A 17,642-nucleotide genomic window follows, 5' to 3' on the forward strand; every position below is an offset into this window, starting at 1 on the left:
GCCGTGCCCCCCTTCCGTTGTCAGTGGACCCCGGCATGATGGCCCCATGCGCGCTGCCCGCCTGATCAAGATGGTGCTCCTGCTCCAGTCCCGGCCCGCCATGACCGCCGGCGAGCTGGCCCGCGAGCTGGAGGTGTCGGAGCGTACGGTCACACGGGACGCGCAGGCCCTGTCGGAGGCCGGGGTGCCGGTGTACGCGGAGCGGGGTCGGGCCGGGGGGTATCGGCTCGTCGGGGGTTACCGGACGCGGCTGACCGGGCTGGCGCGGGGCGAGGCCGAAGCGCTGTTCCTGAGCGGAGTGCCGGGCGCACTGCGGGAGATGGGGCTCGAGGACGTCGGCTCGGCCGCCCGGCTGAAGGTCTCGGCGGCCCTGCTCCCCTCCCTGCGGGACGCTCCGCACACGGCGGCCCAACGGTTCCATCTGGACGCGCCGGCCTGGTTCCGGGAACCGGCCGCCTCGCCGCTCCTGCCGGCGATCGCGGACGCGGTGTGGGACGACCGCCGGATCGCGACCCGCTACCGACGCGGCAAGGGGGAGCCGCAGGCGGAGGCGATACGGGAACTGGAGCCGTACGGCCTCGTGCTCAAGGCGGGGGTCTGGTACCTGTGCGCCCGGGTGGTGGCCGACGCCGGGGCGGCTGAGGCGGGCGGGGCCGGGGCGGCTGATGCGGGCGGGGCCGAGGCGGTGGGCGGGGCCGAGGCGGCCGGGGCCGGGGCGGGAGCAGCGGGGGCCAGCTTGTTTCGGACGTATCGGGTTGATCGGTTCGTCGAGGCCGAAGGGTTGAAGGATCGTTTCAGCAGGGACGAGGCGTTCGACCTTCCCGCCTTCTGGGCCGAGCAGGCCGAGGGGTTCGCGCGGTCGCTTCTGCGGGACGAGGTCGTGCTGCGGCTCTCGGCGGCGGGGGTGCGCAGACTGCCGCACGCCGTGGATCCGGTGGCCGCGCGGGACGCCCTGGCGACGGCCGGGGAGCCCGACGGCCGGGGGTGGGTGACGGTGACGCTGGGCGTGGAGTCGCAGGACGTGGCGCACACTCAGCTCACGGCGCTGGGCCCGGAGGCGGAGGTGGTGTCCCCCGGGTCGCTGCGGCGACGGCTGGCCGAGGACGCGGCGCGGCTGGCCGAGTTGTACCGGCGGTGACTGTGGTGGTGGCGACAATCCCCGGCACTCCGGGTGCGGCCCACCCGTCCAGGCACGATGCTTGGACCCGTGATGGACGAGACGGAGTTCTGGGAGCTGGTGGACGCCTCCCGTGAGGCCGCGGAGGGCGACCCCGAGGAGCAGGCCGACCTGCTCGTGGAGCGGCTGCTCCGGCTGGACCCGGAGTCCGTGCTCGACTTCGCCCGGCACTTCGAGTCCCGCTACAACCGCGCCTACCGCTGGGACCTGTGGGGCGCGGCCTGGGTGCTGCTGGACGGCGCGAGCGACGACGCCTTCGACTTCTTCCGGTGCTGGCTGATCGGACAGGGCCGCGAGGTCTTCGAGGGGGCCCTGCACGGCGACCCGGACTCGCTCGCCGATCTGCTGGACGACTTCGACGAGGAGATCGACGGGGACGGCGAGGAACTCGGTTACGCGGCCGACGAGGCCTACGAGCAGCTCACCGGGACCGTCGCCCCGGACCTGGGCATTCCGCCCGCGCCCGCCGAGCCCGAGGGCGCACCGGTCGCGTTCGAGAACGAGGGGGCGCTGGCCGAGCGGTATCCCCGGCTGTGGCAGCGCTTCAAGGAGTGAGCGTCACCCACGGGCGCCACGGGTGAACGTCACACGGCGAGCCGGCGGCGGGTGCTGTCCGTCGGGATGTACGCCTGTGTCTGGTCGACCCGCACCGCGTGGTGCATCGGGGCCTTGTTGGCCTGTTCGAGGGCGGACGCGGTGGTCGCGGCCGGACCCAGGACGACCGCGGCGACCGCGCAGAGCACCGTCCAGGGGCTGCGGGCGGCCCGGGCCCAGCCCGCGTTCTGCTCCCTGGCCTCCCTGGCGTGCGTGGTCTCCGTGGACTCGATACGACTGCTGTTCATGATCCCCGCCTCCAGTCGGTGTGTGTTGTCCATGACCGTAGGACGCGGGGATGGGAGAACCCTGAAGCTTGTCTAAGGGGTTCCTGTGAGCGTTCCTGAGGGTGCGGCCGAGGGCGTCCGGCCCTGGAGGCGGGCCGCCGTCGTGCGGATCTCCGGGAGGCGGGCGGTGAGCGCCGCGCCGGGGCAGCTCGTCATGTAGCCGTCCTTGTGACCGGCCAGCGCGGGGAGCGTGGCGGTGGTCCCGGACCGGTACCGGCTGAGGCTGTTGCTGGAGGTGAGCCGGACGCTGGTGCGCGGGTCGACGTCGGACAGGCCCAGTTTCCAGGCGGCCAGGGACGCGATCGCGTCGACCATGGGCTGCGGGACCGGCACGCCGGAGGTGAAGGTGCCGAGCGCGGCGATGCCGGCCGTGCGGTGGTTGAAGCCCTGGGTGTGCGCGCCGGTGACGGGGCGGTCGACCCCGCCGGCGCGGCCCTCGTAGATCGTGCCGCAGCGGTCGACGAGGAAGTTGTAGCCGATGTCGTCCCACTGGCGGGTGCCGGTCTGGCCCGCGTACAGGTAGCGGATGATGCGGGGCGCGTCGGCGCAGTCGTAGCCGTTGGGCGAGTCGGTGTGGTGGACGAAGACGGCGACGACCTTGTCGTCGTAGCGCGGGGGCGGCTGGGTGCGCTGTGCCGCGACGGCGAGGTCGTCCAGCCAGGCCGCGCGGGGCAGGATGCGCGGCCTGCCGGCCGGGTGCCCGGCCGTCGCGGGGCGGACGGCGGCGGGCCGGGCGGCGCGGGCGGTCAGCGCGGTGGTGGCGGCGCGGTCGACTCCGCCCGCGCACAGCCCCAGGGCGGCGACGGCGGCGAGCCCGGGCAGACAGCCCAGGAGCACGAGGAGCGGGCCCGGTATCCGCGCCGGGCGCCGGCTTCGCATGCCCCGCGTGCCCCGCGTCGTGCGGGGGACCGGTCGGATGGCGCACATGGACCCACTCTCGGCCGGTTCCGCTCCGCCCGCGATGTGTGCTGTGCCACCTGGCGGAACCATCGTCCCGGTCCGGGACGTTTTCCGGGGTGTACGCGCGCGTGACCGTTTCGGGGCGTCCCGCGCGCGCGGCTGATCACTGGGCCCGTCCCCCACGTACTAAGGGGTCCTAGAGAAAGGCGGCTCCGTGGACCTGCTCGACATCCTGCTGGCACTGGTGATCCTGGCCTATGCCGGCTCCGGCTACCGCCGTGGACTGGTGGCCGGCTGCGTCTCGCTGGCCGGGTTCGTGGGCGGTGCGGTGATCGGCGTGTGGGTCCTGCCCTGGCTGATGAACCTGGTGACGCCGGGGACGACCGCGGCGACGGTGACCGCGGTGTTCACGGTCCTCGTCCCGGCGGTGGTCGGGCACGAGCTGGCGGGGCGGCTGGCGCTGCGGCTGCGCCGCGAGCTGGACCGGGGGCCGCTGCGGGTGGCCGACGGGATCGGCGGGGCCGCGGCGAACGCGGTGGCGGTGCTGATCGTGGCGTGGGTGGCGGCGAGCGTGCTGGGCGCGTCCTCGTCGTCGACGGTGACGTCGTCGATCCAGGAATCCAAGCTGCTGGGCGCCGTGCAGGACGCCATGCCGGACACCACGCCGACCTGGTTCTCGCGGGCCACGTCCGCGCTGACCCAGGCGGGCTTCCCGCAGGTCTTCAACCCGTTCGAGAACGAGTCGACGGCCGAGGTCGCCAAGCCCACCGGCGACAGCGTCACGGTCAGCGCGACGAACGCGGCGAAGCTGAGCACGGTGAAGATCGAGGGCGTCTCGGGCGACCAGGGCCGCGAGGGCAGCGGTTTCGTGTACGCGAGCGAGCATGTGATGACCAACGCGCACGTGGTGGCGGGCATCGACGACCCGACCGTACGGATCGGCGGGGTGGGGCGGTCGTACGAGGCGCGCGTGGTGCTCTTCGACCCGGACAAGGACGTGGCCGTGCTCTACGTGCCGGATCTGAGGGCCCCGCTGCTGCGCTTCGACGACGGCGCGGAGCGGGGCGACGAGGCGGTCGTCGCGGGCTATCCGCAGGACGGCGACCTCAATCTCCAGGCGGCCACGGTCGCCAACCGGGTGAACGCGACCGGCCGGAACATCTACAACGACGAGACGGTCACCCGCGAGATCTACTCGATCCGCTCCACGGTCCGCCCCGGCAACTCCGGCGGCCCGCTGCTGACCACCGACGGCCAGGTCTTCGGCGTGGTCTTCGCCCGCTCCACCTCGGACGACGAGACGGGCTACGTCCTGACGGCGGCGGAGGTGAGCGGGGACGCCCGGCGGGCCGCCACGGCGACCTCGCCGGTCGACACGGGGAGCCTGGTCACGTCGTAGGAGCGGGCCTGGCGCGGCCGCCGTGTCAGGGCGTGCGCGTCACAGCGAGCGCCCCATGAACACGTCGTCCACGTACTCCCCGCCCAGCAGGAACTCCTCCGGGAGGACGCCCTCCACCACGAATCCCTCGGACTCGTAGAGTTTGCGGGCCGGGGTGTTGTGGCCGAGGACGCGCAGGGTGATGCGGCGGGCGCCGCGCCGTCGGGCCTCGTCGACCGCTCCGCGGATCAGCGCGCGTCCGACGCCCAGGCCGCGCGCCTCGTCGGCGACGGCGAGGCCCTGGATCTGCCGTACGTGCGCGTTGCAGGCGAGTTCGGTGGGAAAGCCGAGGCGGACATAGCCCACGACACGGGCGTCGGGTTCGTCGAGTTCGGCGACCAGATGGTCCTCGGGAGCATGGCGTGCGTCGAAGAAGGGGCCGTACGGCGGCTGCGGCTCGGGCATGACCGCGTGCAGGGGCGACCAGGTCCGGGCGTCGAGCAGGGCGAGCGCCTCGTCGTCGGCGGGACGCGCGGTGCGTATGCGGGGTGGGTGCGACTCGGGCATGAGCGTCACCCTACGACGCGAGGGCGGTGACCCGACCGGGGTTTTACGGGGTCGCGCGGCAGGATGAGGGCATGGAACATACGCGAATCGTGGTGGCCGGCGCCTCCGGTCTCATCGGCAGCGCCCTGGTGCGGTCCCTGACCGCCGACGGGCACGAGGTGGTGCGCCTGGTGCGCCATGCGCCCCGGGGGACGGACGAGGTGCGCTGGGACCCGGAGCAGGGGCGGGTGGACACGGCCGGGCTCGCCGGGTGCGACGCCGTGGTCAATCTGGCGGGGGCGGGGGTCGGCGACCGGCGCTGGACGGACGCGTACAAGCGGCGGATCCACGACAGCCGGGTGCACGGCACGAGGGCCCTGGCCCGCGCCGTGGCCGAACTGGACGAACGGCCCCGGGTGTTCGTCAACGGCAGCGCGATGGGCTTCTACGGCGAGACGGGCGCCCGGGTCGTGGACGAGGACGCGCCCGCCGGGACCGGCTTCCTGCCGGAGCTGTGCGTGGAGTGGGAGGCGGCCGCCGCGCCGGCACAGGAGGCGGGCGTGCGCACGGTGTTCACCCGGACCGGGCTGGTCGTGGCGCGCGGCGGCGGGGCCTGGGGGAAGCTGTTCCCGCTGTTCAAGGCGGGGCTCGGGGGGCGGATGGGCGACGGACGGCAGTACTGGTCGTACATCGCGCTGCACGACGAGGTGGCCGCGATCCGGCATCTCCTCGACCGGGACGACCTGTCGGGCCCGTTCAACCTGACCGCGCCCGAGCCGCTGACGAACGGCGAGATCACCGTGGCGATGGGGCGGGTGCTGCGCCGGCCGACGCTGTTCGCGGTGCCGGCGCCGGTGCTGCGGACCGTGCTGGGCGAGATGGCCGGGGACGTGCTGGGCAGCGCGCGGGTGGTGCCGAAGCGGCTGCTGGAGTCGGGGTTCGCCTTCGCGTTCCCCGGGATCGAGGACGCGATCCGGGCCGCCTGACCCGGGAGGGACCGTATGCGACCGCCGTGCGACCGTGCCCTGTTCATGCGCGACTGTCCCTGACCGATCACGGCCCTAACCTCGATCCGAACTCGGGTATCCCGGACGCCCGTTGGGGGCATGACGTCTCCACCGGCCGCGCAACCTCGAGGAGGGGCACGTGCTTGAGCCCGCGTATCAGGCGGACGTTGTCGTCGTGGGAGCCGGGGTCGCCGGACTCTCGGCGGCGCATCGGCTGACCAGCGCAGGAGTAACGACCGCAGTCCTGGAGGCCGCCCCTTGCGTAGGCGGCCGCATGTCGACCGAGAAAGTCGACGGATTCCGGCTCGACCGGATCGGGCAGCTGCTGTCCACGGCATATCCCGAACTGGCGCAGACCCCGGGGCTGGACGCGCTCGTCCTGCGTCCCTTCGCCCCCGGGGTTCTGCTGCACAGCGACGGACGCCACCATCGCGCGGGCGCGCAGGTGGGCGCAGGGAGCGCGAGGGGCGCACTGCACGCCGTACGCGCCCTGGCGAGCGCCCCACGGCCCGGCGCACTGCCCGCGCTGCCCAGGCCGCGCACGGGCGGCCCCCGGGCGGTGCCGTTGCCCGGAAGGCGGGCGGGCGCGCCGTGGCAGACGGCCGCGGCCCCGCCCCGGGTCCGGGCGGGCGCGCCGCTGGGCACGGCCGTGGACCAGGCGCGGCTGGGCGCCGCGCTCACCCGGCTCGCGGCCACGCCCGCCGAACGGCTGCTGCGCCGCCCGGAGTCGCCGGCCGCGCAGGCCCTCGCGGCGCGCGGGCTGCCGGCCCGCACGATCGACGGCTTCCTGCGCCCCCTGCTGGCGGCCCTGCTCTGCGACCCGGACCTCACCACCTCCAGCCGGTGCGCGGACCTCGCGCTGCGCGCCTTCGCGGCGGGCCGGCTGTGTCTGCCGGAGGGCGGGGCCGAGGTGCTGCCGGAGCTGCTCGCGCGGACGCTGCCGGCGGGCACCGTGCACACCGGGGTGCGGGTCACCTCGGTCTCCACGACCTCGGTGACCACCGCCGAGCACGGCGAGTTCCGCTGCCGCGCCGTGCTGGTGGCCACCGACGCGCGCACCGCGGCGGAACTGCTGCCCGGGCTGCGCGTGCCGGACTTCCACCCGGTGACGGTCGTCCACCACACCACGGACGAGCCCCCGACGACCGGGGCCTCGCTGCTCCTGGACGCCGACCGGGGCGGGCCGGTCGCGCACACGGCGGTGGTCAGCCAGGTCGACCCGAGCCGGGCGCCGGCCGGGCGCGCGCTGATCTCGTCCACGGTCCTCGGCGTCCCGCCCGACGACGTCGACACCGCCGTCCGAATGCATCTGGCCCGGCTGTACGGCGTCTCGACCGCCCGGTGGGAGACCCTCGCCGTCCGTCGCACCGCCGAGGCCGTCCCCGCGATGCGGCCGCCGCACGATCTGCGGCGGCCGGTACGGCTGCTGGCGGGGCTGTACGTGTGCGGCGACCACCGGGACACCAGCACCGTGCAGGGGGCCTTGCACTCGGCGCACCGGGTGTCCGCGGCGATCGTCTCCGACCTGGGCGCGGCGAACTCGCTGCACCGGGCCGACCCGTTACCGACGGCCCGGGAGGACCAGGCGGCGGCCTGAGGGGCTCCTCCGGGGGCTTGCCGGGTGGGTGGGGCGGGGTGCAGCCGACGTACCGGGGGCTCCCGCCCCCAGCCCCCCGGCCTCTGCCCCTCCCCCGCCTACCCCAGCGCCGCCACCCTGTCCCGGTAGTTTCGGGCCGGGCCCGCGTCCTTGTAGGGCTCCAGGCGGCGTTCGAAGTCCCTGATGTACTCCACCGCGCGCACCGACCGCATCTCCGCCGCCTGGCCGGCCGCCTCGGCGGCCAGTTGGCAGGCCTGGTCGAGTTCGCCCAGGCCGAGGCGGGCGGTGGCGAGGACGACGCGGCAGAAGAGGCGGCTGCGGGCGAAGGCGGCGGGGCGCAGCTGGAGGGCGCGTTCGGCGTGCTGGACGGCGGCCCGGTACTGCTGGAGGTCGCGGTGGCAGTGCCCGAACTCGTCGGCCAGCTGGGCGTCGTCGAAGAACCGCGCCCAGTACGGCGTGTCGTCGCCGGTCTTGGCGGCCTCCAGCGCCCGCTCGGCGCGCACCAGGGCGGCGGTGCAGGCGCGCACCTCGCCGAGCACGCCGTGCCCGCGCGCCTCGGCCGCGTGCAGCAGCGCCTGCACGACCGGCGGGGCCCCGGTGCCGACCCCCTGCTGGGCCACCCGCGCGAGCTGCACGGCCTCGCGCCCATGGCCGAGGTAGACGGCCTGGCGGCTCATGGTGACGAGGACGAAGGAGCCGTACGCCCGGTCGCCGGCCGCCTGGGAGAGGCGCAGGGCCTGGACGAAGTAGCGCTGGGCGAGGCCGTGCGCGGCGATGTCGAAGGAGGTCCAGCCGGCGAGCCGGGTGAGGTCGGCGGCGGCGCCGAACAGCCGACGGCCGGTCTGCTCGCCGTAGGAGCCGCGCAGCATCGGCTCGCACTCGTGCTCCAGGTAGCGCACGAGGGCCTGGCGGGCGTGGCCGCCGCCGTACATGTCGTCGAGGGTGCGGAAGAGCTCGCCGACCGAGCGCAGCGCGGAGATGTCGCCGCCGGTGACCCGCTGACCGGGGCCGCGCTCGGTGCCGTGGCCGCGTTGCCGGGGGACGGCCGGCGGCCTGGGCGGCTGCTGGCCTGACGTCTGCTGGACGGGCGGCTGCGGGGCGGGCGCGACCGGGGACTTGGGGGCCGGGCGGCCGCCCTGGAGGGGCACCCGGGGCGGCTGTTCGCCGGCGCGGGCGACCCGCTCGTCGGCCCGTCCGATCAGCCAGTCCCGGCTGGGCACCACGAGCCCCGCCGGGGTGAAGGCGATCTTGCGCAGCTCGGCGTGGCTGCCGGAGTCCTTGCGCCACAGTCCGCCGACGATGTCGATGGCCTCCTCGGGGGTGCCGGCGAACTCCAGTCCCGCGTAGACGGGGGCGCAGGCGTCCAGGCCGAGGTCCTGGGCGGTGAGGCGGCGGCCCAGGCGGCGGGTGAAGACCTCGGCGATCAGGGCGGGGGTGGTGCCCCGGGGCTGCTGCCCGCGCAGCCACCGGGTGACGGAGGTCTTGTCGTATCTGAGGTCGAGCCCGTGCTCGAGACCGAGCTGATCGACGCGACGGGCGAGACCCGCGTTGGAGAAGCCCGCTTCTGCGATGAGCGCGGCGAGCTGGCGGTTGGGAGTGCGCTGCGCGGGTCGTTCCGTCATCTGCGGTGCGGTCTCCTGCCTTCCGGGCCTCTGACGTGCCCGGATGAAGTGCCCTGATTGCGGTGAGCGGCCTTTGCGGCCTCATGAACGGCGCGAATGTAGCGGAGCGTAAGCAACCGATCGCACATCTCGACGCTCATTCATCCGATCGTGTGAGGATTGGCCGCGAGACTGACGCCCGGCGCACGGACGTACAGTGGCGTGGGCGCGTTACGTGCCTTACGACCTCGCAGTCCTACGACCTTCGAGTCCTGCGACCTTCAGGGAGGCGCTTGCCGTGAGCGAGTTGCGGTTCGTCCATATGGGCTTCGGTGCCGAGGCCGTCGAGTACCAGCGGGCCTGGGACGAGCAGCGCCGGGTGCACGCGGCCCGGTTCGCCGGCGAGACCCCCGACACCGTGCTGCTCCTCGAACACCCCCCGGTCTACACGGCGGGCCGGCGCACCGACCCGAGCGAGCGCCCCCTCGACGGCACCCCGGTCGTCGACGTGGACCGCGGCGGCAAGATCACCTGGCACGGCCCCGGCCAGCTGGTGGGCTACCCGATCCTCCAGCTCCCCCGCCCGGTGGACGTCGTCGCGCACGTACGACGCCTGGAGGACGCGCTGATCCGCACCTGCGCGGAGTTCGGCCTGGAGACCAGCCGGGTCGAGGGCCGCAGCGGGGTGTGGGTGCTGGGCGACCCGGTCGAGCAGCGGCCCTCGCTCGGCGGCCTGTCGCTGGACTTCGACCCCCGGCTGCAGGACGAGATGTTCGACCCGCGCCTCAACGGCCCGGAGTACGCCCCCTCCAACGCCGGCCAGCGCCGCGAGGACCGCAAGCTCGCACAGATCGGCATCCGCGTCGCCAAGGGCGTCACGATGCACGGCTTCGCGCTGAACGTGAACCCGGACAACGCCTGGTTCGACCGGATCATCCCGTGCGGGATCCGGGACGCGGGCGTCGCCTCGCTCGCCGACGAGCTCGGCCGGGACGTCACGATCGCCGAGGTGCTGCCGGTCGTCGAGCGGCATCTGCGGGACGTCCTGGAGAACGCGGAGCTGAAGCCGCGCGAGATCGAGGCCAAGGTCACCGAGCCGAGCGCAGCCGGGCCGAGCGCGACCGCGCCGAAGGTGATCGAGAAGACACCGGCAGCCTGAGACAGGCAGCGGGCTTTCAAATCCACGGGCGTACCCTTGAGCACGCCGAAGAATCAATCGCTAGGGAGCCGGTCGTGTCCGCAGTCGCACCCGACGGACGCAAGATGCTGCGCCTGGAGGTCCGTAACGCCCAGACCCCCATCGAGCGCAAGCCCGAGTGGATCAAGACCCGGGCGAAAATGGGCCCCGAGTACACGAAGATGCAGAACCTGGTGAAGAGCGAGGGGCTGCACACCGTATGCCAGGAAGCCGGCTGCCCCAACATCTATGAGTGCTGGGAGGACCGCGAGGCGACCTTCCTCATCGGCGGCGACCAGTGCACCCGGCGCTGCGACTTCTGCCAGATCGACACCGGCAAGCCCGAGGCGCTGGACCGCGACGAGCCGCGTCGGGTCGGCGAGTCCGTGGTCACGATGGACCTGAACTACGCCACCATCACCGGCGTCGCCCGCGACGACCTGGAGGACGGCGGGGCCTGGCTGTACGCCGAGACGGTCCGGCAGATCCACGCCCAGACGGCCGAGCGGGAGTCCGGGCGGACGAAGGTGGAGCTGCTCGCCCCCGACTTCAACGCCGTTCCCGAGCAGCTGGCCGAGGTCTTCTCCTCGCGGCCCGAGGTCTTCGCGCACAACGTCGAGACCGTGCCGCGGATCTTCAAGCGGATCCGGCCCGGCTTCCGTTACGAGCGTTCCCTCCAGGTCATCACGGCCGCCCGCGACTTCGGGCTCGTCACCAAGTCGAACCTCATCCTCGGCATGGGCGAGACCCGCGAGGAGGTCAGCGAGGCGCTGCGGCAGCTGCACGACGCCGGGTGCGAGCTGGTCACCATCACGCAGTACCTGCGGCCCTCCCTGCGCCACCACCCCGTGGAGCGCTGGGTCAAGCCGCACGAGTTCGTGGAGCTCAAGGAGGAGGCCGAGCAGATCGGCTTCTCGGGCGTGATGTCGGGCCCGCTGGTACGGTCCTCCTACCGCGCCGGACGCCTGTACCAGATGGCTGTCGAGAAGCGCGGCGCGTACGTCGCCTCGCAGGCCGTCTGACGCGGCGTCACCTCCCTTGCGCCGTACGGTCGCAAGCCGACTGTGTGAATTCGCGCACAAGTTACTACTTGCCAGTAGTGACCGATATGACGCGGTCCTGACCGTCCTCGCTGATGAGGGCGTCCGTCAGGGCCGCGTCAGCGTTTCGGCCCACCGCATCAAGGCTTCATTCGTGTTTGACCGGTCGGTCACGCCCTGGTAACACCAATCAGTGACGCTGGTGTCACATCACGTGCACCAGGCAACCCCGTATCCCAAGCCGTCCGAGGGGGACACCCACCATGCAGGCCGCGCCCGTTCGCGCCACCGCGATCCCGACCTTCAGCACCGCACTGCGCGCCGTCGAGTCGCTGCTCATGAGCAGCGGCCAGCGCACCGCCCGCCGCAACGCCTGGACCTCCGTCCTGGAGGACCGCCGTCGCGCCAAGGACCGGGTCGAGGCGCAGCGCGTCATCGAGTCGGTCGCCTCCGCCCGTCCCTGACCGCTCCCTCCCTGACCGCCCCTCCTGACCGCCCTCCTGCCGTCGTAGGCGCTTCCGAGGCCACGTAGACTTCGTGACATGGCGAGAAGTGACAGCGCGGCGGACGCCGCTAACCCCGGGCGACTGAAGCAGATCGCCCTGACGTACAAGATGACCCGCAAGGCCGACAAGACGATCGGTCTGGTACTCGCGGGTGTCTTCCTCCTCACCTTCGGCGTCTTTCTCGCGATCGGTTTCCTGATCGGCCATCCGGTCTATCTCGGCATTCTGGGCTTCCTGCTCGCCTTCCTCGGGACGGCGATCGTGTTCGGGCGCCGGGCCGAGCGGGCCGCCTTCGGCCAGATGGAAGGGCAGCCGGGCGCTGCCGCCGCCGTGCTCGACAACATCGGCCGGGGCTGGTCGACCACCCCCGCGGTGGCGATGAACCGCAGCCAGGACGTGGTGCACCGGGCAGTCGGCAAGGCCGGCATCGTCCTGGTCGCCGAGGGCAACCCGAACCGGGTGAAGAGCCTGCTGGCCGCCGAGAAGAAGAAGATGAACCGCATCGTCGCGGACGTCCCGGTGCACGACGTGATCGTCGGCACGGGCGAGGACCAGGTCGCGCTGAAGAAGCTGCGCACGACCATGCTGAAGCTCCCCCGCGTCCTCACCGGCCCCCAGGTGACCGCCACCAACGACCGGCTGCGCGCGATGGGCGACCTGATGAGCAACATGCCCCTGCCCAAGGGCCCGATGCCGAAGGGCATGCGCCTCCCCAAGGGCGGCGGCGGCAAGGCCCGCTAATTCCCTTGTACGGCTACTGAGTCCTCTTGATACGACGATGGGGGCGCCCGGAGATCTCCGGGCGCCCCCATCGTCGTATCAAAGGCCGGTCCGTCGCGCCGGAAGCCGGTCCGTCGCGCCGGAAGCCGGTCCGTCGCGCCGGAAGCCGGTTCGTCGTATCGGAAGCCGGCCTGGATCGGTCTAGATCCGGACCTCGACCGTGCGGGCCAGTCGGTCGTGCAGGCCGCGGCCGTCGCGGTCCCAGACCAGGGCCGGGATCGCCAGGCAGAGCAGGACCGTGCGGACCAGCGCGCCCAAGGGGCGCACGGTGCCCGTCTCGGCGGAGACGACCCGCAGGCCGAAGAGGCGCTTGCCCGGCGTGAAGCCGAGCGTGCTCACCGTGAGGAGGCTCACGGCGAGGAACACGAGCAGGGTCCAGTTGCTGGTGGCGGGGGTGTAGCCGTCCGTGATCAAGCTGTATGCGATCAACAGGCACACACCCCAGTCCACGGCCAGTGCGCCGAGCCGTCGCCCCGGGCGGGCGATCGAGCCCGGCCCCTCCTCCGGCAGGCCGAGCTGCTCGCCGCGGTATCCGAAGTCGACACCGGCTTCCTCGGCGGCCGCACGGGGGCCCGAGAGCCACGAACCGATTGCATCCCTCTTGTCCACCCGACCACCGTACTGCGAGCGTTTCGCGATACGGACACGAGGGGTGTACCGGACCGCATCCGGTTAACTTGTGCGAAACAAATGGGTCACGCACGAGAAATCACGCGTCCCTAGTGTCGGAAGCAGCGTGTGCCACCGCACTGGCCGCACGAACGAACTACCACCCCGGCTCGACGGTCGGGAGTAGGAGGAGCTGGATGTTCCAGAACGCCGACGAGGCCAAGAAGTTCATCGCGGACGAGGACGTCAAGTTCGTCGACGTCCGCTTCTGCGACCTGCCGGGCGTCATGCAGCACTTCACGCTGCCCGTCGAGGCGTTCGACCCGGACGAGGAGCTCGCCTTCGACGGTTCGTCGATCCGCGGCTTCCAGGCGATCCACGAGTCCGACATGGCGCTGCGCGCCGACCTGTCGACGGCGCGCGTGGACCCGTTCCGCCGCGACAAGACGGTGAACATCAACTTCTTCATCCACGACCCGATCACGGGCGAGCAGTACTCCCGTGACCCGCGCAACGTGGCCAAGAAGGCCGAGGCGTACCTGGCGTCGACCGGGATCGCGGACACCGCGTACTTCGGTCCCGAGGCCGAGTTCTACGTGTTCGACAGCGTGCGCTTCCAGACCTCCGCGAACGAGTCCTTCTACCACATCGACTCCGAGGCCGGCGCCTGGAACACCGGTGCGGTCGACAACAACCGCGGTTACAAGGTCCGCTACAAGGGCGGCTACTTCCCGACCCCGCCGGTCGACCACTTCGCCGACCTGCGTGCGGAGATCTCCCTGGAGCTGGCCGCGTCCGGCCTCCAGGTCGAGCGCCAGCACCACGAGGTGGGCACCGCCGGCCAGGCCGAGATCAACTACAAGTTCAACACGCTGCTCGCCGCGGCCGACGACCTCCAGCTCTTCAAGTACATCGTGAAGAACGTCGCCTGGCGCAACGGCAAGACCGCGACCTTCATGCCGAAGCCGATCTTCGGCGACAACGGCTCGGGCATGCACGTCCACCAGTCCCTGTGGACCGGCGGCCAGCCGCTCTTCTACGACGAGGCCGGCTACGCGGGCCTGTCGGACATGGCCCGCTACTACATCGGCGGCATCCTCAAGCACGCCCCGTCGCTGCTGGCCTTCACCAACCCGACGGTGAACTCCTACCACCGTCTGGTGCCGGGCTTCGAGGCCCCGGTCAACCTGGTGTACTCGCAGCGCAACCGCTCCGCCGCCATGCGCATCCCGATCACGGGCTCCAACCCGAAGGCCAAGCGCGTCGAGTTCCGCGCGCCCGACTCCTCCGGCAACCCGTACCTCGCCTTCTCGGCCCTGCTCCTCGCGGGCCTCGACGGCATCAAGAACAAGATCGAGCCGGCCGAGCCGATCGACAAGGACCTCTACGAGCTGGCCCCCGAGGAGCACGCGGGCGTCGCCCAGGTCCCGACCTCCCTCCCGGCCGTCCTCGACCGCCTCGAGGCCGACCACGAGTTCCTGCTCGCGGGCGACGTCTTCACGTCCGACCTGATCGAGACGTGGATCGACTTCAAGCGCACGAACGAGATCGCCCCGCTCCAGCTGCGTCCGCACCCGCACGAGTTCGAGCTGTACTTCGACGTGTGATCGAACCGCGGCTCGCCAAGAGCCCGTGAAGAGCCCGTCGAGCCTCTTCGACTGCGCCCCCGCCCCCGTTTCTCGGGGCGGGGGCGTCGTCGTATGGTTTCTGGCACTGCTGTTCGACAGTGATGGTCTTGGCAGAGGCAGCCAGAGGCAGACAGAGGTAACGGGGAGATACGGGGATGTCCGAACAGAACGACCAGGAGCGGGAGTTCGACCTCAAGTGGGCGGACGGGGCCGCGCACAAGGAGCCCTCGGCGCGGGCGCGGATGCTGGCCGCCCGCTGGAAGGAGAGCCCTCCGGAGCCGGTGCCCTTCCGGGGCGACCCGAGGCCGGTGGCCCCGCGCCGGTCGTCGTGGGTGTCGACGACGATCGTGCTGGGGTGTGTGGCGGCGGTGATCCTGCTGCTGGGGTACGCACGGTTCCAGGCGCCGTACTAGTGGTGCCGGGGGTACGGGTGCGGGTGGACCTCGGCCGGGGGGCCGCGGCCGCTCGGCGGCTGGCCGAGGGCACGGTGCTGCGGGACGTGGTCGACGTCGGCGCACCCGCCTCGTGGCTGGAGCTCGACGAGGGGGTGCGGTCCAGCGAGTGGTCCTACTCGCTCCATGTCCCCACTGCCTGGGAGCAGAGCGAGGGGGGACAGGCGCTGGCCGCCGCCCTCCGCTCCGGCGAGCCGCTCACCGAGTCGCAGCTGGCCCTCGCCCTGTGCCATCGCGACGGCCGGATCCGGGGGGCCGTGCTCGGACGGGTCGCGGACCGCCCCGATCTGCTGCCGCTGCTGGTGCTGCGGTGCGCCGACTGGGCGGAGCCGGTACGGCGGCGGGCGCGCGGGCAGCTGAGCGAACTGCTCGACGCCGGTCGGGCGGTCGCCCTGCTGCCGCTGATCCTGCGCATCGAACGCCGTCGGCGGGCCGGCTTCGTCACCGAGCTGGCCGACGGACTGCTGCGTGAAGCACCGCGTGACGTCCTGACACCGCTGTACACCGACCCCGACCGCGTCGTCCGCCGCTTCGCCCACCGGCTCGCCGTCGAGCGGGGGCTCCTCTCCCCCGTCGAGCTGGCCCGTGTGGCCGCACGGGAGGAGGACGCCGTCGTCCAGACCCTGTGCGCCGAGGCCGCCGTGGCGGCCATCACAGAGGGCGACCCGTACGACGGTGTGCTCGAACCGCTGCTCGGCGCGCGCAGCCCCCGCGTGCGGTCCGTCGGGGTGACCGCGCTGCGGCGGGCCGGGCGGGCGGCGGAGGCGGTGGGGTTCCTGGCCGACCGGTCGGGCCTGGTGCGGGCCTGCGCACGGTATGCCGTACGGCAGCGCGGGATCGATCCGCTGCCCTGGTACCGGGAGCGGTGCGCGGACCCGGGCGACCCGGCGCTGCCGCCGGGCGCGGCGGTCGGGCTGGCGGAGTGCGGCGGGCGTGCCGACGCCGAGGCCTTGTGGGCGCTGCTGGCGCACCCCGTCCCCCGGGTGCGGGCCCAGGCCGTGGCCGGGCTGCGGGTGCTGGACACGGCGGACGCACGACGGCTGTGGCCGCTGCTCGACGATCCGGCGCCGGGGGTGGTGCGGGAGGTGCTCCTGGCGGTTCTGCCGTCCCCGGCGCTGGCGCGGTGGGAGTGGCTGGCCGAGCGGCTCCGCGCCGAGCGGCCGCGGCATGTGCGGGTCGCCGCCTTCCGGCTGGCGCTGGAGCAGGGCGGGAGCGTGCTGGAGCAGGCGGCGGTCGTGCTGCGGGACGATCCGGATCCGCTGGTGCGGGAGCGGGCGGCTCGGGTCGCCGTGCCGGGGCCGCGCCGACGGCCGTAGCCGGGGCCGCCACAGGGACCTTTTGCTCCGCCTAGGGCCGTTACGGACCCGTTCATGGGACGGGTGCGGGCGGGAGCGGTGCACACTTGCAGTGGGACGAGTGCCTGACTGCGGGGTGATGCAGATGCAGAGCCGTTTCCGGAGCGACCGGCAGCTGACCGTGCGGATGACGGTCACCTTGTTCCTGCTCGGACTCCTGTACGTGGCGTTCGTCGCCGCGTTGATCGTGTTGTTGAAGTCGTGGGTGCTGGTCGTGGTCGTCGCGGCGGGGATGCTCGGCGCGCAGTACTGGTTCTCCGACCGGATCGCGCTGTTCGCGATGCGCGGGCGGGTCGTGGAGCGCGAGGAGTATCCCGAGCTGCACGCGGTGATCGACCGGCTGTGCGCGATCGCGGACATGCCCAAACCGGTGGTCGCCGTGTCGGAGCTGGACATGCCGAACGCGTTCGCGACCGGCCGCAACCCCGACAACGCCGTGGTCTGCGTGACGACCGGGCTGCTACGGCGGCTGGAGCCCGCGGAGCTGGAGGGCGTGCTGGCGCACGAGCTGTCGCACGTGGCGCACAAGGACGTCGCCGTGATCACGGTCGCGTCCTTCCTCGGGGTGATCGCGGGACTGATCGTGCGGTTCGCGTTCTACTCACAGCTGTTCGGCGGCGGGCGCAGGGACCAGAACACGGCGCTCGTCTTCGCGGCCGTGATGGGGATCTCCGCGACCGTGTACGCGATCAGCTTCCTGCTCATCCGGGCCCTGTCCCGGTACCGGGAGCTGGCGGCGGACCGGGCGGCGGCGCACCTCACCGGCCGGCCCTCGGCGCTCGCCTCCGCGCTGACGAAGGTCTCGGGCGACATCGCCCGGATCCCGACCAAGGACCTGCGGACCGCGCAGGCCTTCAACGCCTTCTACTTCACCCCGGCGCTGGGCTCCGAGCCCGGTGTCGCCAATCTCTTCTCGACCCACCCGAGCCTGGAGCAGCGGCTCGACCAGCTGGGGCGGATCTCCGCCGAGCTGGGCGAAGCGGCCACGCCCGGGACGAAAGGCTGACG

Annotated in this window: 18 protein-coding genes; 13 read left to right on the forward strand and 5 right to left on the reverse strand. The window is 72.7% G+C overall.

Translation table 11 applies throughout. The annotated features are described in order from the left end of the window. The first annotated feature begins 46 nt into the window (after positions 1-46). Positions 47-1,138, forward strand: coding sequence for a YafY family protein (locus OG562_RS10590; protein WP_266396126.1), 1,092 nt, complete (start codon positions 47-49; stop codon positions 1,136-1,138). 72 nt (positions 1,139-1,210) lie between these two features. After that, positions 1,211-1,732 carry a DUF4240 domain-containing protein gene (locus OG562_RS10595; protein ID WP_266409170.1) on the forward strand — a complete coding sequence of 174 codons (522 nt, stop codon included), beginning with the start codon at positions 1,211-1,213 and terminating at the stop codon, positions 1,730-1,732. A gap of 29 nt (positions 1,733-1,761) precedes the next feature. On the opposite strand, the gene OG562_RS10600 is transcribed toward OG562_RS10595, so the two are convergent. Then, positions 1,762-2,019 (reverse strand): hypothetical protein, encoded by a 258-nt coding sequence (locus tag OG562_RS10600; RefSeq protein WP_266409173.1) that lies wholly within the window; start codon positions 2,017-2,019, stop codon positions 1,762-1,764. A gap of 72 nt (positions 2,020-2,091) precedes the next feature. Then, complete coding sequence (locus OG562_RS10605) at positions 2,092-2,937, reverse strand: peptidoglycan recognition protein (protein ID WP_266396128.1); 846 nt, start codon at positions 2,935-2,937, stop codon at positions 2,092-2,094. A gap of 235 nt (positions 2,938-3,172) precedes the next feature. Here OG562_RS10605 and OG562_RS10610 point away from each other — a divergent pair, with 235 nt between their 5' ends. Further along, the gene (locus OG562_RS10610; protein WP_266396129.1) at positions 3,173-4,357 is read left to right on the forward strand and encodes a MarP family serine protease; all 1,185 of its coding nucleotides are present in this window, start codon (positions 3,173-3,175) and stop codon (positions 4,355-4,357) included. Positions 4,358-4,396: 39 nt separating this feature from the next. Here OG562_RS10610 and OG562_RS10615 read toward each other — a convergent pair whose 3' ends face one another. Then, positions 4,397-4,903: a GNAT family N-acetyltransferase gene (locus OG562_RS10615; protein ID WP_266396130.1), complete on the reverse strand. Its 507-nt coding sequence runs from the start codon at positions 4,901-4,903 to the stop codon at positions 4,397-4,399. Between the two features lie 71 nt (positions 4,904-4,974). Between OG562_RS10615 and OG562_RS10620 the strand changes: the two genes are divergently transcribed. Then, positions 4,975-5,868, forward strand: coding sequence for a TIGR01777 family oxidoreductase (locus OG562_RS10620; protein ID WP_266396132.1), 894 nt, complete (start codon positions 4,975-4,977; stop codon positions 5,866-5,868). A gap of 160 nt (positions 5,869-6,028) precedes the next feature. After that, positions 6,029-7,486, forward strand: a complete 1,458-nt coding sequence (locus tag OG562_RS10625; RefSeq protein WP_266396134.1) for an NAD(P)/FAD-dependent oxidoreductase — start codon at positions 6,029-6,031, stop codon at positions 7,484-7,486. Between the two features lie 98 nt (positions 7,487-7,584). Here the strand turns inward: OG562_RS10625 and OG562_RS10630 are convergent, their stop codons facing one another. Next, the gene (locus tag OG562_RS10630) at positions 7,585-9,108 is read right to left on the reverse strand and encodes a regulator (protein WP_266396136.1); all 1,524 of its coding nucleotides are present in this window, start codon (positions 9,106-9,108) and stop codon (positions 7,585-7,587) included. A gap of 277 nt (positions 9,109-9,385) precedes the next feature. Here OG562_RS10630 and lipB point away from each other — a divergent pair, with 277 nt between their 5' ends. The 4 genes from lipB (at position 9,386) to OG562_RS10650 (ending at position 12,551) form a co-directional block, all read left to right on the forward strand. Next, positions 9,386-10,246, forward strand: coding sequence for a lipoyl(octanoyl) transferase LipB (gene lipB / locus OG562_RS10635; protein ID WP_266396138.1), 861 nt, complete (start codon positions 9,386-9,388; stop codon positions 10,244-10,246). Positions 10,247-10,320: 74 nt separating this feature from the next. Next, positions 10,321-11,286, forward strand: coding sequence for a lipoyl synthase (gene lipA, locus OG562_RS10640; RefSeq protein WP_266396139.1), 966 nt, complete (start codon positions 10,321-10,323; stop codon positions 11,284-11,286). A gap of 281 nt (positions 11,287-11,567) precedes the next feature. Continuing rightward, complete coding sequence (locus OG562_RS10645) at positions 11,568-11,768, forward strand: hypothetical protein (RefSeq protein ID WP_266396141.1); 201 nt, start codon at positions 11,568-11,570, stop codon at positions 11,766-11,768. 78 nt (positions 11,769-11,846) lie between these two features. Beyond that, positions 11,847-12,551, forward strand: coding sequence for a DUF4191 domain-containing protein (locus OG562_RS10650; protein ID WP_266396142.1), 705 nt, complete (start codon positions 11,847-11,849; stop codon positions 12,549-12,551). 180 nt (positions 12,552-12,731) lie between these two features. Here OG562_RS10650 and OG562_RS10655 read toward each other — a convergent pair whose 3' ends face one another. Beyond that, positions 12,732-13,199 carry an RDD family protein gene (locus tag OG562_RS10655; protein WP_266396143.1) on the reverse strand — a complete coding sequence of 156 codons (468 nt, stop codon included), beginning with the start codon at positions 13,197-13,199 and terminating at the stop codon, positions 12,732-12,734. A 197-nt stretch (positions 13,200-13,396) separates the two neighbouring features. Here OG562_RS10655 and glnA point away from each other — a divergent pair, with 197 nt between their 5' ends. From glnA to htpX, 4 genes are all read left to right on the forward strand, one after another. Then, positions 13,397-14,806, forward strand: coding sequence for a type I glutamate--ammonia ligase (gene glnA / locus OG562_RS10660; RefSeq protein ID WP_266396144.1), 1,410 nt, complete (start codon positions 13,397-13,399; stop codon positions 14,804-14,806). A gap of 176 nt (positions 14,807-14,982) precedes the next feature. Next, a complete protein-coding gene (locus OG562_RS10665; RefSeq protein WP_266396146.1) occupies positions 14,983-15,240 on the forward strand; it encodes a hypothetical protein in 258 nt (85 codons plus the stop codon). Positions 15,241-15,242: 2 nt separating this feature from the next. Beyond that, positions 15,243-16,595: a hypothetical protein gene (locus tag OG562_RS10670; RefSeq protein ID WP_266396147.1), complete on the forward strand. Its 1,353-nt coding sequence runs from the start codon at positions 15,243-15,245 to the stop codon at positions 16,593-16,595. Between the two features lie 124 nt (positions 16,596-16,719). Beyond that, positions 16,720-17,640, forward strand: coding sequence for a zinc metalloprotease HtpX (gene htpX, locus OG562_RS10675; RefSeq protein WP_266396148.1), 921 nt, complete (start codon positions 16,720-16,722; stop codon positions 17,638-17,640). Positions 17,641-17,642 lie beyond the last annotated feature (2 nt).

Source organism: Streptomyces sp. NBC_01275 (assembly GCF_026340655.1).
Classification (GTDB): Bacteria; Actinomycetota; Actinomycetes; order Streptomycetales; family Streptomycetaceae; genus Streptomyces.

What these genes read in the sequence shown, in the direction of transcription:
- OG562_RS10620 (WP_266396132.1), top strand. Translation starts at nt 4,975, where the DNA reads ATGGAACATACGCGAATCGTGGTGGCCGGCGCCTCCGGTCTCATCGGC.
- htpX (WP_266396148.1), top strand. Translation starts at nt 16,720, where the DNA reads ATGCAGAGCCGTTTCCGGAGCGACCGGCAGCTGACCGTGCGGATGACG.
- OG562_RS10665 (WP_266396146.1), top strand. Translation starts at nt 14,983, where the DNA reads ATGTCCGAACAGAACGACCAGGAGCGGGAGTTCGACCTCAAGTGGGCG.
- OG562_RS10630 (WP_266396136.1), bottom strand. Translation starts at nt 9,108, where the DNA reads ATGACGGAACGACCCGCGCAGCGCACTCCCAACCGCCAGCTCGCCGCG.
- OG562_RS10650 (WP_266396142.1), top strand. Translation starts at nt 11,847, where the DNA reads ATGGCGAGAAGTGACAGCGCGGCGGACGCCGCTAACCCCGGGCGACTG.
- glnA (WP_266396144.1), top strand. Translation starts at nt 13,397, where the DNA reads ATGTTCCAGAACGCCGACGAGGCCAAGAAGTTCATCGCGGACGAGGAC.
- OG562_RS10605 (WP_266396128.1), bottom strand. Translation starts at nt 2,937, where the DNA reads ATGCGAAGCCGGCGCCCGGCGCGGATACCGGGCCCGCTCCTCGTGCTC.
- OG562_RS10590 (WP_266396126.1), top strand. Translation starts at nt 47, where the DNA reads ATGCGCGCTGCCCGCCTGATCAAGATGGTGCTCCTGCTCCAGTCCCGG.
- OG562_RS10595 (WP_266409170.1), top strand. Translation starts at nt 1,211, where the DNA reads ATGGACGAGACGGAGTTCTGGGAGCTGGTGGACGCCTCCCGTGAGGCC.
- OG562_RS10615 (WP_266396130.1), bottom strand. Translation starts at nt 4,903, where the DNA reads ATGCCCGAGTCGCACCCACCCCGCATACGCACCGCGCGTCCCGCCGAC.
- OG562_RS10600 (WP_266409173.1), bottom strand. Translation starts at nt 2,019, where the DNA reads ATGAACAGCAGTCGTATCGAGTCCACGGAGACCACGCACGCCAGGGAG.
- OG562_RS10645 (WP_266396141.1), top strand. Translation starts at nt 11,568, where the DNA reads ATGCAGGCCGCGCCCGTTCGCGCCACCGCGATCCCGACCTTCAGCACC.